The following is a 14,691-nucleotide window of genomic DNA, read 5'->3' on the forward strand; positions in this document are numbered from 1 at the left end:
GTCAGCAATGCCGCGTCCTTGCTCAACGCCAGGCCGCCGAGGAAGCCGAGCAGCGCGGCACCGCTGACGTTGACCGCCAGCGTGCCGACCGGAAACGGCCGCGCTACCCGGCGGGTGACCCAGCGGTCCGCCAAAAAGCGGGCCACCGAACCGATGCCGCCGATCAGCGCGACACCCGTCCAGACCAAGAACGTCGTCATGAGCGCACCCGGACCCGGCGCACTAGAACGGTCGCCAGATGCGCGGCCAGCAATCCCAGCACGATGCTGGTGACGGTGTAGGCCAGCGCCAGCAGCCAGTGCCCGTGCTCGAGCATCTTCAGCGTCTCGACTTGCATGGTCGAAAAGGTCGTCAAGCCGCCGCATAATCCGGTGCCGAGCAGCGGCCGCCGGTAACTCGACAGCGGCAGGCGTTCCAGCAGGCGAGTGGTGAAATAGCCCACCAGGAACGCGCCCACGATGTTGACGGCGAACGTCGGCCACGGCCAGGTCGCCGGGTCGGGTTGGGCGAGCGTGTTCAGCGCCGCGCGGGCGATCGAGCCCACCGCGCCGCCGGCGAAAACCGCGCCCAACTCGCGATAGTCGGGTCGTGCCACCGCTTGGTTCCCTTTCGTTTGCCAATGCGCTACGCAGCGTAGAGCGACGTGCGCGTCGGACACGGGCACAATCTGTAGACATGGCCAACCCGCGAGCCGGTCAGCCGGCCCAGCCCGAAGATCTCGTCGATTTATCCCATCTGGTCACGGCGTACTACACCATCCAACCCGACCCGGACGACGTTGCGCAGCAGGTGGCCTTCGGAACATCGGGCCACCGCGGCTCGGCCCTGGGCGGCGCGTTCAACGAAGCCCATATCTTGGCCATCACCCAGGCGATAGTCGAGTACCGGGCCGCGCACGGCACCACCGGCCCGCTGTTCATCGGCCGCGATACCCATGGGCTCTCCGAGCCGGCGTGGGTGTCGGCGCTCGAGGTGCTGGCGGCCAACGACGTGGTCGCGATGATCGACTCGGCCGACCGCTACACGCCGACTCCGGCGGTCAGCCACGCCATTCTCAGCTACAACCGTGGCCGCACCGACGCCCTGGCCGACGGGATCGTCGTGACGCCGTCACACAACCCGCCACCCGACGGCGGCTTCAAGTACAACCCGCCCAACGGCGGTCCGGCGGACACCTACGCGACCAACGCAATCGCCAAGCGCGCCAACGAGATTCTGCGGGCCGGTGGCTCGGGGATCAAGCGGGTGCCGCTGGCCCGCGCGTTGCGGACCGCCCAGCGTCACGACTACATGGACGCCTACGTCGCCGACCTGCCGAACGTGGTCGATGTCGACGCGATCCGCAAGGCGGCGGTCCGGATCGGCGCCGACCCGCTCGGCGGGGCCAGCGTGGACTACTGGGGCGCGATCGCCGAGCGCCACAACCTCGAACTGACCGTGGTCAACCCACTGGTCGACGCGACGTGGCGGTTCATGACACTCGACCACGACGGCAAGATCCGGATGGACTGCAGCTCGCCGAACGCGATGGCCTCGCTGATCGCCAACCGGGATCGGTACCAGATCGCCACCGGCAACGACGCCGACTCCGACCGCCATGGCATCGTCACTCCCGACGCGGGGCTGATGAACCCCAATCACTATCTGGCCGCGGCCATCGAGTACCTCTACACCCATCGGCCGTCCTGGCCGGCCGGCATCGCCGTCGGCAAGACGGCGGTCAGCTCGTCGATCATCGACCGGGTGGTCGCCGGCATCGAACGCAAACTCGTCGAGGTGCCCGTCGGCTTCAAGTGGTTCGTCGACGGCCTGATCGGCGGCACCATCGGCTTCGGCGGTGAGGAGTCGGCCGGGGCGTCGTTCCTGCGGCGCGATGGATCGGTGTGGACCACCGACAAGGACGGCATCACGCTGGCGCTGTTGGCTTCCGAGATCCTGGCCGTCACCGGATCCACGCCGTCGCAGCGGTATCGGGCGCTGGCCGACAAATACGGCACCCCGTTCTACGCCCGGGTCGACGAACCCGCCAACCGCGAGCAGAAAGCCCGGCTCGCCAAGCTTTCCGCCGACGAGGTGACCGCGACGGAGTTGGCGGGGGAGCCGATCACCGCGAAGCTGACCGCCGCGCCCGGAAATGGCGCCGCCCTGGGTGGACTGAAAGTGACGACGGCCAACGCCTGGTTTGCTGCACGGCCTTCCGGCACCGAAGACGTCTACAAGATCTACGCCGAATCCTTCAACGGCCCCGAGCATTTGGCCGAGGTGCAAGAAACTGCGCGCGAGGTAGTTAATAAAGTCATTGGGTGACCTTTACCCTCTGTCGTGCCCGCTCGGGGGGGCGCGGGTCTGGTTCGGCTCGTTTGCCGCGCGAAGTTTGGATTCTGAGCTGGGCGAATATCATGATCGCGCTCGGCTACGGTGTCGTTTCACCCGCGCTACCCACATTTGCCCGAACCTTCGGGGTCAGCATCAAGGCGGTGACTTTCTTGGTCACCGTCTTTTCGTTGAGCCGGTTGTGTTTCGCACCGGTAAGCGGGTTACTGGCTCAGCGGTTGGGTGAGCGACGCATCTATATCGGCGGTTTGCTGATCGTGGCCCTGTCGACGGCCGCGTGCGCGTTTTCCCAGACTTATTGGCAACTGCTGCTTTTCCGCGTTCTCAGCGGGATCGGCTCGACAATGTTTTATGTCTCGGCGCTGGGACTGATGATCCACATCAGCCCGCCCGACGCGCGCGGGCGGATCGCGGGCCTGTTCACCACCTCGTTCATGATCGGCGCGGTCGGCGGGCCGGCGGTCGGCGGCCTGGCGGCGGGCTGGGGATTGACCGCGCCGTTTGTCGTGTACGGCGTCGCACTGCTGGGCGTGGCGGCGGTGCTGTTCTACAGCCTGCGGAATTCCGCGCTGGCCGCGCCGCCGCCGCCGACGCGATCGACGGTGACGATGCGAGAGGCGCTGCGGGTTCGCGCGTATCGGTCGGCGCTGCTGTCGAATTTCGCGACGGGCTGGTCGGCGTTCGGGCTGCGCGTCGCGCTGGTCCCGCTGTTCGTCTCGGACGTAATGCACCGCAGCGTCGGCGTCATCGGCGTCGTGCTGGCCGCGTTCGCCGGCGGTAATGCGCTGGCGGTCGTCCCCAGCGGTTACCTGTCCGACCGGATGGGTCGGCGCATGTTGCTGATCGTCGGGTTGGCGATGTCCGGGGTGGTCACGGTCTGGCTGGGCTATGCGTCGTCGTTGACGCTGTTCGTGGTCGTGGCCACCGTGACCGGTGCGACGACGGGCATCTTCATGTCGCCGCTGCAGGCCGCCGTCGCCGACATCCTGGGCAGCGAGGCTCGCGCGGGCCTTCCGGTGGCGGCGATCCAGATGGTGACGGATCTGGGCGCCATCGTCGGCTCCATGGCGGTCGGCTGGGTGGCCGAGCGGCTGACCTACGGGTGGGGCTTCACGATCAGCGGGATTGTGCTGCTGATCGCGGCCGTCGGCTGGGTGGTGGCGCCGGAAACCCGGCCGGTGCTGGAGCTCTGTCCGACCGAGGCGGAGCTTGACGCGGCCTGACCAGCAGTTTTGAAGGAGGGTTGCCGGTGGTGTAGCTTCGATTGGCACAACTTCTTGGGGCTATGGCGCAGTTGGTAGCGCACCACACTGGCAGTGTGGGGGTCAGGGGTTCGAATCCCCTTAGCTCCACCCATCGATAATCGCCCGTGACCGCGTCTCATCCGTGATTCCTGCCTTAGCTGCCCGCGTCGTCTCGGTCGTTTTGACGACGACGACCGGTGTCACACCACATTCGAAAACGACGAGCGTTAGGGGAGCCCCGCGCGATCGAACTCCAGTTGGAGTCGAGGCCGACGGCGGTATCGATCGCGGAGGTCGGCGATCAACTCGTTGACCCCGGTGTCCTGATCCGACCCAGCTGCGAGCTTGCACATGACGTTGCGCCCCAGTGAGCAGCAGGCAGAAGCGCTGCGCCGGCAGGCCGCCGCCGAAGGCCGGTCGATGCAGGCCGTTGCGCTGTCTGCCATCGACGAGTACATCGCCCGGCGGGCGCACAAGGCCAAGGTCGCTGCGGCGCTGCAGCGCGTCGTCCGCGAGGAGGCCAGGGTTTTGGAGCGCCTCAAGGACGCGTGACTGACTACCTCGATCTCGAAGATCTGCTGGAAATTGCCGCCGAGGCCGTTGGAAAGGACGTCGTGGTCAGCGACTACGGCTTGCTTGAATCGGCGCAGGCGCGGCCTCGCGCCACGGTGTTTGGCCGGGACACCTATCCGGATCTCCACTTGAAGGCCGCCGCGCTGTTGCACTCCCTGGCTCGGAATCACGCGTTGGTCGACGGCGACAAGCGACTCGCGTGGACAGCGTGCCGGACGTTCCTGGCGATCAACGCACAGTGGATCAGCGCGCCGGAGGACGAGCGCTTCGACTTCGTGATCGGGGTGGCGACCGGTGCAATGCCCGATCTCGACGAGATCGCAGCAGAACTGCGTGGCTGGAGCCACCAGGAGGGCTGAGCTGCCGGACGGGAGTCCACTGTAACGAGCCCGTCGGCGGCGCTAGACCATCCGTGGTACGCCGAATCCCGGGACGCTTCCTATCACGATCAACGCGAGTGTGATGACGAGATAAATGAACGCTCGCAACGATTTTGGCGTGGGCTCCTGCTCGATCTCTGGTCTGCGCGCCGCGAAGAGGATGAATACCACCCCCACATCGAACGCGACGGTCGTCAGCCAGCGGGTCCAGTCGTAGCCGGTGAGGAAGATCGGCACGAACAACAGCAGCCCCCCGACAGGCCACGCCATGCGGCCCTGCACCGCCTCGCCGAACGCACGCAACGGCACGCCCGAAATCTCACTGACCCCCCACATCGTGGCGACGACCCCAACGGCGCCGAACGCCAGGGAGGCGGTCAGGCCGACTGCGCCGACATGGCCGACACTGCGGATGGCATCGGCGATCCCGTTGTCGTAGATCGGCATCACGTTGCGGCACACCCAGTCGTGGTAGTCGGTTCGCGGTGGCGGTCGTCCGTCGATCACGTACCGCACCAACGTCGGCGGTGAGGTGACCGTGCCGAACACGTTGGGCATCGAGTGATGCGGAACCTCCGAACACAGTTGGGAAGCGATGCCGTGCCGACCGAACGCCGCCACGGCAGCAGCGGTGAGCGCGCCCGGCGCCGCCGCCAACAACGCACCCACACCCTGGCGGGCTCCCAGCGCACCGCCCAGGACGACGACGGCCAGCACGGCCCCCAACGCGAACAGCAGCCCGACCCCCTCGTGCACCAGTGTCAGCGCCGCGGTCGCCACGCCGTAGGCCAGGCACCAGGTGAGCGCGGTGGCGCGGGAACGGGTGAACACCAACGCCGAGGCGAACAGCGCCAGCACCGCCCCGCCGAACAGATCCGGCCGGGCGGAAAAGGCCGCGAACGGGACACCGAAGGGCAGCACCGGAATCAGCATGGCCAGCATCAAGCTGCGCTCGGACCGCCAGCGCCCGAACAACACCACGGCCCCGACCGTTGCCAGGCCGCCCAGATAAACCGCCGTGGACAACCAGCGCAGACCCAGGCTGACCGCGAAGTAATGCCGGGGGAACAAGCCCACCAATTCGCCGGCAAGACCGCGACGGACGAAACCATGCGCATAGGTGGCCGTGTAGTACGACATCCAATACACGTCGAGCTGAACGACATCGATCGCGAACCACAGCACGAGTGCCGACCAGGTGGCGATCGCGACGCCGAGCCCGATGTACACACGTTGGCGCACAAGGTCATTCGCGCGCAGGCCCGGGCTTACCATCAGCCCCCGCTGTCATAGACGGTGGTGGCACGCAGGCCGACGTCGGCCAGCGCGCTACACGCGAGCTCGCGCGCGGTCGCCCCGGTGTTGTCGGCACCACATTGATAGGCGGCGACGCAAAGAAACCGGCTGCCGTTGATTGTCCCTGTGGCACAGAATAATTGGCCGTGCATCTGTTCGATACGGCGGCGGGTCATTCCTTGCTCGACCAGCCGCACCGACACCTCGGCAGCATCGCCGCCGTCGATGCGTCCGAGGGCGGCATCGAAACTACCCAGGTTGGAACAGCCCACCGGCAGTTGGTCGGTCGACATGGCAATGCCTTCGGCCCACCGGACCAGCCATCGGGGCGTGAACGGGACGAGCGGCAATCCGGCCAGCATTTCGTTGGGCTGGTGTTTTAGTGACGTCAGCATGTTCTTGACGTCCGCGCGTACACCGCTCAGGTCGCTGACTGGCGCCCGGCCATCGACGGTAAGTGTGATCGAGGTCAGCGCGTTGGCGCGGTCGTCGCAGGCGGTGTCGCGGTCGCTGACCGGAAGCACGACCGTCACGGCGTTCCCGTCCGGTGCTACCCTGCCCATCCGCTGCGCCAGGCGGGCCATGAAAGCAACGAAAAGTGTGTTGCTGCTTCCATTTATGCTGCGCGCACGTGCATCCCATGCCGCAGCGTCGGTGTGCAGCGTCACTGCCGGGGCTGCGGTCCGGTGATCGTCGATCCGTTCGGGCGCCACGCGGCGCGGTGCTTCGGGCGCAACCCGCGGACCGGATGAGGCCTTGAGCAAGATCAGCAAAGTCGTGATCATCGCGCGAATCACCGCGGGTAGGGCGACGATGGCAGCTGCCAGATCTTCGGCCACCGCTCGCCATAGGGTGCGCGAGTTCGGTTGTGGGTAGCCCAGATTGCGTCGTACCCCGGTCACCGCTTCGGTGATGGCCGCAGCCAACGCAAGTCCATCGACAACGCAGTGTGACGAAACCAGCGTGACCGCGGTGCCGCCGTCGTCAAACGGCAGCACCGCCAGGTGAAATGTGGGTCCGTGCTCAGGGTCGACGGGCACTCGTGCGCGTCGTTCGATCCACATGCCGACCTGCGACCGCGGCTGTTGGGGCTCCAGCACAAGATCGGGCGCGTTTGCGCCGAGCACCCAGCGATGACGCCCGAATGGCAACGGCGAGCGCTCGATCCGGCGTCCAAGCAGGCCACCGCCGAGCCGGTCTTGGACCCTGCGCAATTCGTCGATGTCGACGTCGCGGTCGTACACCCACGTGCATTGCACCGCGCTGCCCTGGCCGGTGGCCCGCAACCGTAAGAAGGCCGCTTGGTCCAACAGTGCCAGCCTCGTCATACGCCGTCGGAGACCCGGGTGAACTCGGCGCGAATCGTCTCGACATAACGTCGCACCGACTTACGGGCGATCCTGGTGCCGGGGTAGGCGACCACCAATTGCGTCTTGTCGCGCATGCGATTGACCCACATGCACACCGTCTCCGAAAGTCGGTTGTCACCCCAGATGCCGGCACGCAGACCGCCGAAATCGTCGCCGAACGGCAGCTTCCGGATATCGATGTAGGACAGCATCGGGACGGGCCGGTCCGGAACCTCGAGGTCACCCGACGATGCGTCCAGCGTCTCGAGCAGATGGTAGAACGGCACCGCGCCGAGCGTGGTGTTCGCGTCGAAGGACGCCTGGGCGGCCTTGACGACCTCGTCGAATGACGCGCCGGCAGTGGGGATCGACAACGGGACGAAGCTGGCCAGCCAGCCGACCGTGAGTGCGTGGTCGGGATTTCGCCGGTTGTCGAACGGTGTGAGCCCGAAATACGTTGCGGCGCCGGTCAACCGATGATCGGCCAGGGCGGCGCAGGCGAACACGCCGCCACTGAACCGTGCGCCCACCGCGCGGCACGCCGCTTCGAAACGTCGGCCCTGATCCTCGTCGATCAAATCGAACACGTCGATGGCCCCCGGCGTATCCGGCGTCGCCTCGCCCAATTCGAGTGAGAACTGCGGCAATACACCGTCGTTCGCCGCCAGAAAGGCGCGCCACGACCGGATCTCGGGCGATTCGTCGTTCAGACTCGCGGTGTAGGCACGCTGATTCACGCTGTACTCGCGATGGCTGGCCGCAGGTATCAGTGTCGGTTCGTCATTGTCCAGCGTGGCGAAGTACGTCGTCTGGATGTCGAGGAAGATCACCCCGGCCGACATTCCATCGGCACGCAAATGATCGATGGCGATCAAAACGGTGAACCGGTCTTCGCTCTGAACTATGCCGAAGGTAAAGCAATCCCAGCGCAGCGGATCCGGGGTATCCAGCAGCAGTTTGCGGATCTGGTGCGGCTCCATCAGGCCGAGATCCTTTGGCGCCAAAGTGATCACGTCCGGGTCCGCGATCACGTAACGGTGGATCTCGTCGTCGTCGCAGAACGCAAACCGGTCGTGGTAGGTGTCATGTCGCCGGACGTGGCTGTTCACCGCGTGCGTCATGGCCTCGATATCGCACGTGCCCTCGATCTCCCAGGCTCCGATGCACAGCCGTGGGATATCGCGACCGAGGCCGACTTGGCGCCGGTAATACCGAAGATGTTGAGACTGTTGGTAACTCACCGGTGCCGGGTGGGCCTGCGCTTCGGCGGCGCACGCATACGTAGCCGCGGTCGGACACCAGGAAACGACGGTGCCATCGGCTGTCCAGTCGTCTACGGTACCCAAGAACATGCCCCCACCCTTCGTTCGTCAGCCAACGACGCCACCCCGAGCCCCAGATGACCTTAACGTGATCGCGTATGTATTGCTGATCGGCGGGGAACATCGCGTGAACGCCTACCGAGCCGACGCAGCGCCCTATTCGCCTGTCGATTTCCCAATCGGGTTATTTGCACTGGAAACGCCCGGGCCGCTCCAAGTGCTTGGACGCATGTCGAACAAGGGTGTCGACGAAAAATGCCCCGCTAAGCGGCCGCTTCGCGGCGCATGTCTCCCGACGCGACGATTGACCCGACCGAGAACGCGACGCGACGCCCCACGCCGCCGTCGTCACCGTCGGCGCCGGGTCTGGTCCACTGCACCTGCGCGGTACCGGACAGCTGCAGGGTGGCGCCGGTAGTGAAGTCGACGAACAACAGGGCGGCCTCGTCGTCGACCGCCAGGTTGCCGAAGCTGTTGAACATGTTGTTGCCCGGGTAATCCGGCCACCACAGCCGTCCGGGGGAGTCGACCCGCACGAATCCGGCGTGGCCGCCGCGATGCGACGCATCACTGCCCCGGGTGGGGTGCGTTGTGCCAAGAAAGAACGTGTCCGATCCTTCGATCATCGCCTGCTCGGCAGCGTTCAAAGACGTTGCATGCCTTGACTGTTCCGAGGACGTGGTGACCGCGGCGACGTTGACGTCGCGGCGGTGGATGTACTGGGGGCAGTTCCCGTACGCCTGGTCGACGTGCACCGTCAAACCGGCGTCGTCGCTCTCGGTGAGGCTGCCGTTGATGCGCATTCGGCGCCGGGTGGCGAAATCGATGACGATCAATCCGACCTGTTGGCCGACGGGCATTGCGTGCAGGGGATCACCTTCGCGCGCAACGGCCGCAATCCGCAACGCGTCACCGGCGCCGCGCAGGAACCCCGGCTGCCCCGATAACGGGGAGACCCACAGCACCCCTTCGCGGTCCCGTCCGGTCATTGCCGCGAACCGTTGCGCGGTCAGGAATCGCGCGGCGCCCGCGGATAAGCCGTGCGCGCCGAGCATGCCCTCCAAACGCTCGGCGACCAGTTCAACACCGGCTCGGCGTTGCGTCGCCACCTCGCCCTCATGAAAGCCCGCTACTGCCACGCGCTCTGCAACGCCGTCGGCGCTGCAGAACTTCCCGTTGCCGGTGCGGCAACGCGAAGTTCACCAGTGTGAGGCTCAGTGCCTGCGGGGCTTGTGGCTACTCACCGCGTCGTGGATCAGCAGTCCCACCACGGCGGCCACGCAGAGCGGCACGTAGAGCCTGAAGTTGGCGGAGGCGTGCTCGTACAACGCGATATAGGCGATTGCCACAAGCGCCATTATGGTGAGAAGAATGCCGCGGTTAACCTTGTCCGTGCTCATGCTTCGACCTACCTTTTCGGTCGGCATTACGCCGCGTGTATCAGCATAAACCTTAAAATGCGGTTTCTCACCGGCCGATTTCGCGCGTCGCGACAATGACGCGAATTGTGCGACAAAATTGTGGCGATTCCGCAATGCGGGCGGGCACCACTTTCGAGGCGGGCCAGGCCAAAGCTCTACGCTAACCGCATGGCACCGACGCCGCGCCCGCGCCGATCCGCTCTCTATCTCCCCGGCAACAAAGATCGAGCACTCGAAAAGGGGAAATCGCTGCCGGCCGACGTACTGATATTCGACCTCGAGGACGCGGTCGGCCCAGACGCCAAAGTCGACTCCAGAGCAAGGGTCTGCGACGCCGTCGCGTCGGATGGCTATCGACCCCGCGAGGTGGTGGTGCGCATCAACGGCGCGGGCACCGACTGGCACGACGACGATCTCGCCGCCGTGGCCGGTTCGGCCGCCGACGGGGTGCTGGTGCCGAAGGTGCAGAGCGGCAAAGAGGTCCAGGCGCTGGCCGAGGCGCTCGATGCTTTCGGTGCAGCGGAGTCGTTGCGGCTGTGGGCGATGATCGAAACGCCGCGCGCCATCTTGCGGGTGGAAGAGATCGCCGCGGCCAGCGATCGGTTGAGTGTGCTGGTGATCGGCACCAACGATCTGGTCAACGACATGCATGGGCTGCACGTACCCGGGCGGGCGCCGGTCGTCCCCGCGTTGTCGTTTGCCGTGTTGGGCGCGCGGGCGGCGGGCAAGGCCATCTTGGACGGCGTGTTCAACACCATCGCCGACGAAGCCGGTTTCCGCGCCGAGGCGCAGCAAGGCCGCGAGATGGGTTTCGACGGCAAGACTCTGATCCATCCGTCCCAGGTCGGCCCGGCCAACGAACTGTTTGGTCCATCGGAGAAGGAGCTGGCCGACGCCCGCAAGATCGTCTCGGCGTACGAAGAGGCCCAGGCCGCGGGAAACAGCGTCATCACCGTCGACGGCCGCATGATCGAAAGCCTGCACGTACGCGACGCGCAGCGGATTCTCGCGCTGGCCGACCTCATCGCCGAACTGGAGTCCCAATGACGGTCCACCCGAGCCCATTCCGGGCAGATCTCCTGCAGGGGAAGGTGGCGCTGATCACCGGTGGGGCTACCGGGCTGGGCCTCGAGATCGCCCGGGTTCTGGGCGGCCACGGCGCTCGCGTGGCCATCTGCAGCCGCAAGGAGCCCAACCTGCAGGCCGCGGTTAGAGCGTTGCGGGAAGAGGGGATTGAGGCCGTCTACGGCGTCTGCGACGTCCGTCGCAGCGACGAGGTCGCCGTCGTCGTCGAGGACGTGCTGGCCGCATTCGGCCGGCTCGACATCGTCGTCAACAATGCCGCCGGAAATTTCCCCGTACCGGTCAGCGACCTGAGCGTTAACGGATTCAAAGCGGTGGTCGACATCGACCTGGTGGGAACATTCAACGTATCCAAAGCGGCATATGACCTTTGGCTGCGCGAGCACGGTGGCGCCGTGGTGAACATCAGCGCCGCGACCCAGTACCGCGGCATGGCGCTGCAGGCGCACGTCGTGTCGGCCAAGGCCGGCATCGACGCCTTCAGCCGCGCCTGTGCGATCGAATGGGGACCCGACGGGGTTCGGGTCAATGTCGTTGCACCCGGGGCGATGTCGGGCACCGAGGGTGTGCGCCGAATCGCCGGCGACGACACCCACCGCGCCATCCAGAACCCGCTGCGCCGTCCCGGCTCGACCACCGAAGTCGCCGAGTCGGTGTTGTTCCTGGCCAGCGATGCCGCGTCCTACGTGACGGGAGCCGTGCTGGTGGTCGACGGCGGCGGCTGGCTGACCGCCAGCGGTGTACCGGATCTACCCGGCTATCGCTGACTAACGGTCACACAACGGTGAGATCACGGCCCGGGCACCGGCGCCCCGGCCGATTAGGTGTTTTGCCCCGTTTCGCACTATTCTTGCGCGCGGCCCATTGTCGACTCAGGAAAAGCAGATGCTTATTCAGCCCACCCTGCGACGTGCGCAATCGCCGCGCAGCGTTCGGCGTGTGACCTTCCCAAAGGTCGGTCAGTGCTTCGACATCGAGATCACTCGCGAGACCGACGGCTGGATCGTCCGGGTCCCCGAGATCGCTGCGGTCGCCCGCGCCAGCCGCCGGGCCACCGTCGACCTGGTGGCGCGCGAATGCATCGCCGCTCGCACCGGCATCCCGGTGGGTTACATCATCGTGTACGTGACGAAAGAGACCCGCTAGCGCCGCTTCTGCGCCGCGACGCTAGCGGTCGAGCCGACCGCACGGCTCAGATCTTGACCGTCAGCGGCCAGACCTTCCAGATGTCGTCGCAGTATTCGGCGATGGCGCGATCCGACGAGAACTTGCCGCTGCGCGCGGTATTCAGGATCGACATCTTGGTCCACGACTCCCCATCCAGCCACGCGGCGCTCACCCGGCCCTGGCACTCGACGTAGGAGGCGTAGTCGGCGCACACCAGGAAGGGGTCGTCGTAACGCAGGTTGTCCACCAGCGGCTTGAACACCTCGGTGTCGCCGTGCGAGAACGTCCCGTCGGCGATCAGGTTCAGCACCGCGGCCAACTCGTCATTGCTGTCGATGTAGTCGGCCGGGCGGTAACCGCTTGCCTTGAGCGCCTGGACTTCTTGGACCGTCAAACCGAACAGGAAGAAGTTCTCCGGTCCGGCCTCTTCACGGATCTCTACGTTGGCTCCGTCGAGCGTGCCTATCGTCAGGGCGCCGTTGATCATGAACTTCATGTTGCCGGTGCCCGACGCTTCCTTGCCGGCGGTGGAGATCTGCTCGGACACATTGGCGGCCGGATAGATCATGTGCGCGTTCTGCACGTTGAAGTTCGGGATGAACGCGACCTTGAGGAACTTGTTGACCTCCGGGTCGTTGTTGATCGTCTCGGCGACGGCGTTGATCAGCTTGATGATTCGCTTGGCCAAGAAGTAGCCGGGCGCCGCCTTTCCGCCAAAGATGAAGGCGCGTGGCGGAATCGAGAGCTCGGGGTTCTGCTTGAGCCGGTAGTACAGCGCGATGATGTGCAAGACGTTGAGGTGCTGGCGCTTGTACTCGTGAATCCGCTTGACCTGGATGTCGAAGATCCACTGCGGGTTGAGTTCGACACCGGTCGCGTCATGAATGAAGTTGGCCAGCCGCGCTTTGTTGTTGCGTTTGATGTCGCGCCACTGCTCCCGGAAGGACGAGTCGTCGATGAACGGCTCGAGCCCACGCAGCTTGCCCAGGTCCTTCAGCCAGCCGTCCCCGATGGTGCGGTCCAGCAGCTCGCGCAGCCCCGGATTGGACAGCGCGAGGAACCGTCGCGGTGTCACGCCGTTTGTCTTGTTGCTGAACCGCTCCGGCCACATCTCGTAAAAATCTTTGAGCACGCTCTCTTTCAGCAGCTCCGAGTGCAGAGCGGCGACGCCGTTGATGGCGTGGCTGCCGACCGTGGCCAGGTGGGCCATCCGCACGTTCTTCCCGCCGTCCTCGCCGATGAGCGACATCCGGCGGACGCGGTCCGCGTCGCCGAGAAATCGGGTGCGGACCTCGTTGAGGAAGCGGCGGTTGATCTCGTAGATGATCTCCAGGTGGCGCGGTAGCGAGTCGCCGAACATCTCCAGCGGCCAGGTCTCGAGCGCTTCCGGCAGCAGGGTGTGGTTGGTGTAGGCGAACGTCGCGACGGTGATGTCCCACGCCTCCTCCCACCCCAGCAGCCGCTCGTCGACCAGCAGTCGCATCAGCTCTGCGACACCGATGGACGGGTGAGTGTCGTTGAGCTGCAAAGCGAATCGCTGGGGAAGCTCCCGTACGCCCGCGTCGGCGAGATCGTCCATGATGTGCAGCACGTGCTGCAGCGAGCAGGACACGAAGAAGTGTTGCTGCAGCAGACGCAGCCGCTTGCCGGCTTCCGGCTCGTCGTTGGGGTAGAGCACCTTGGTGACCGTCTCCGAGGTGACCTCGTCCTCGACCGCCTTGTAGTAGTCGCCGGTGTTGAAGGCGTCCAGCGCAAACGACTTGACCGCCCGCGCACTCCACAGCGTGAGCACGTTGCAGGTGTTGACGCCGTAGCCCTGGATGGGCGTGTCGTACGCGACGCCTTTCAGCAACAACCCGGGCACCCATCGGGCGCGGTCGTGCCCGGCCTCGTCGGTGTAGTGCTCGACGTAGCCGCCCCACTTGACCAGGTAGTTGACGTCGGGTTTGGCGATCTCCCAAGGGTTTCCGCGATCCAGCCAGTTGTCGGTCTGCTCGACCTGCCAGCCGTCGTGGATCTCCTGGTCGAAAATGCCGAATTCGTAGCGGATTCCGTAGCCGATTGCCGGACGCTCGAGCGTGGCCAGCGAGTCCAGGTAGCAGGCCGCGAGCCGGCCGAGGCCGCCGTTGCCCAGTCCCGGTTCTTCCTCGCAGGCCAGCACCTCGTCCAGCCGCTGTCCCATCGCGGCCAGCGCCGATTTCGCCGCGCCCTCCAGGCCCAGGTTCAGCAGGTTGTTGCCCAGCTGCGGGCCCATCAGGAATTCGGCCGACAGATAGCAGGTCACCTTGCGTCCGAGGTCGAGCGAGGTCTGCGTCGACGCCACCCGGCGGTCCTGCATGCGGTCCCGCACGGCCAGCGCCAAGGCGCGGTAGTAGTGCTCGGGCCGCAGCGCCGCGGCCGGGCGGCCGATCGAGTAGCGCAGGTGATCGGTGATCGCGCGCTGCAGCGCCGGGGCGCCCATCCCGGTGCGGGAGTGCTCGGCCAGGTCGGCCGGTCGGGAACTGGTGGCAGACATGCCGTCG

Annotated in this window: 15 protein-coding genes and 1 tRNA gene; 8 read left to right on the forward strand and 8 right to left on the reverse strand. The window is 65.9% G+C overall.

The window, feature by feature from the left end:
- On the reverse strand, nt 1–200 hold a 200-nt coding region (crcB, locus tag BN973_RS09770), incomplete at its 3' end, for a fluoride efflux transporter CrcB (RefSeq protein ID WP_036472231.1).
- The gene (gene crcB, locus BN973_RS09775; RefSeq protein ID WP_036467737.1) at nt 197–595 is read right to left on the reverse strand and encodes a fluoride efflux transporter CrcB; all 399 of its coding nucleotides are present in this window, start codon (nt 593–595) and stop codon (nt 197–199) included. The genes crcB (BN973_RS09770) and crcB (BN973_RS09775), both read right to left, overlap by 4 nt.
- An 80-nt stretch (nt 596–675) precedes the next feature.
- On the opposite strand from crcB (BN973_RS09775), the gene pgm reads away from it, so the two are divergent.
- The 5 genes from pgm (at nt 676) to BN973_RS09800 (ending at nt 4,510) form a co-directional block, all read left to right on the forward strand.
- Nucleotides 676–2,307 (forward strand): phosphoglucomutase (alpha-D-glucose-1,6-bisphosphate-dependent), encoded by a 1,632-nt coding sequence (pgm, locus tag BN973_RS09780; RefSeq protein ID WP_036467738.1) that lies wholly within the window; start codon nt 676–678, stop codon nt 2,305–2,307.
- A gap of 71 nt (nt 2,308–2,378) precedes the next feature.
- Complete coding sequence (locus BN973_RS09785; RefSeq protein WP_330981749.1) at nt 2,379–3,557, forward strand: MFS transporter; 1,179 nt, start codon at nt 2,379–2,381, stop codon at nt 3,555–3,557.
- A gap of 56 nt (nt 3,558–3,613) precedes the next feature.
- Nucleotides 3,614–3,686 (forward strand) — tRNA-Ala (locus BN973_RS09790).
- A gap of 237 nt (nt 3,687–3,923) precedes the next feature.
- Complete coding sequence (locus BN973_RS09795) at nt 3,924–4,130, forward strand: hypothetical protein (RefSeq protein WP_036467740.1); 207 nt, start codon at nt 3,924–3,926, stop codon at nt 4,128–4,130.
- On the forward strand, nt 4,127–4,510 hold the full coding sequence (locus BN973_RS09800; protein WP_036467751.1) for a type II toxin-antitoxin system death-on-curing family toxin: 384 nt from the start codon (nt 4,127–4,129) through the stop codon (nt 4,508–4,510). Before BN973_RS09795 ends, BN973_RS09800 begins: the two co-directional genes overlap by 4 nt.
- A gap of 42 nt (nt 4,511–4,552) precedes the next feature.
- Here BN973_RS09800 and BN973_RS09805 read toward each other — a convergent pair whose 3' ends face one another.
- The 5 genes from BN973_RS09805 to BN973_RS09825 form a co-directional block, all read right to left on the reverse strand.
- Nucleotides 4,553–5,806, reverse strand: a complete 1,254-nt coding sequence (locus BN973_RS09805) for a hypothetical protein (RefSeq protein WP_036467754.1) — start codon at nt 5,804–5,806, stop codon at nt 4,553–4,555.
- Nucleotides 5,806–7,155, reverse strand: a complete 1,350-nt coding sequence (locus BN973_RS09810; protein WP_036467756.1) for a hypothetical protein — start codon at nt 7,153–7,155, stop codon at nt 5,806–5,808. The genes BN973_RS09805 and BN973_RS09810 overlap by 1 nt, the downstream gene beginning before the upstream one ends.
- Nucleotides 7,152–8,528, reverse strand: a complete 1,377-nt coding sequence (locus BN973_RS09815; RefSeq protein WP_036467758.1) for a condensation domain-containing protein — start codon at nt 8,526–8,528, stop codon at nt 7,152–7,154. Before BN973_RS09815 ends, BN973_RS09810 begins: the two co-directional genes overlap by 4 nt.
- A 233-nt stretch (nt 8,529–8,761) precedes the next feature.
- The gene (locus BN973_RS09820) at nt 8,762–9,637 is read right to left on the reverse strand and encodes a pyridoxamine 5'-phosphate oxidase family protein (RefSeq protein WP_036467763.1); all 876 of its coding nucleotides are present in this window, start codon (nt 9,635–9,637) and stop codon (nt 8,762–8,764) included.
- A gap of 75 nt (nt 9,638–9,712) precedes the next feature.
- Nucleotides 9,713–9,898: a hypothetical protein gene (locus BN973_RS09825; RefSeq protein WP_036467765.1), complete on the reverse strand. Its 186-nt coding sequence runs from the start codon at nt 9,896–9,898 to the stop codon at nt 9,713–9,715.
- A gap of 189 nt (nt 9,899–10,087) precedes the next feature.
- On the opposite strand from BN973_RS09825, the gene BN973_RS09830 reads away from it, so the two are divergent.
- From BN973_RS09830 to BN973_RS09840, 3 genes are all read left to right on the forward strand, one after another.
- Complete coding sequence (locus tag BN973_RS09830; RefSeq protein ID WP_036467767.1) at nt 10,088–10,966, forward strand: HpcH/HpaI aldolase/citrate lyase family protein; 879 nt, start codon at nt 10,088–10,090, stop codon at nt 10,964–10,966.
- Nucleotides 10,963–11,769, forward strand: a complete 807-nt coding sequence (locus tag BN973_RS09835) for an SDR family oxidoreductase (RefSeq protein ID WP_036467768.1) — start codon at nt 10,963–10,965, stop codon at nt 11,767–11,769. Before BN973_RS09830 ends, BN973_RS09835 begins: the two co-directional genes overlap by 4 nt.
- A gap of 172 nt (nt 11,770–11,941) precedes the next feature.
- Nucleotides 11,942–12,148 (forward strand): hypothetical protein, encoded by a 207-nt coding sequence (locus tag BN973_RS09840; RefSeq protein ID WP_036467769.1) that lies wholly within the window; start codon nt 11,942–11,944, stop codon nt 12,146–12,148.
- 46 nt (nt 12,149–12,194) lie between these two features.
- Here BN973_RS09840 and BN973_RS09845 read toward each other — a convergent pair whose 3' ends face one another.
- Entirely contained in the window at nt 12,195–14,684 is a 2,490-nt protein-coding gene (locus BN973_RS09845; RefSeq protein ID WP_051641562.1) for a glycogen/starch/alpha-glucan phosphorylase, read from the reverse strand.
- Nucleotides 14,685–14,691 lie beyond the last annotated feature (7 nt).

The sequence above is a fragment of the Mycobacterium triplex genome, assembly GCF_000689255.1.
Lineage (GTDB): Bacteria > Actinomycetota > Actinomycetes > Mycobacteriales > Mycobacteriaceae > Mycobacterium > Mycobacterium triplex.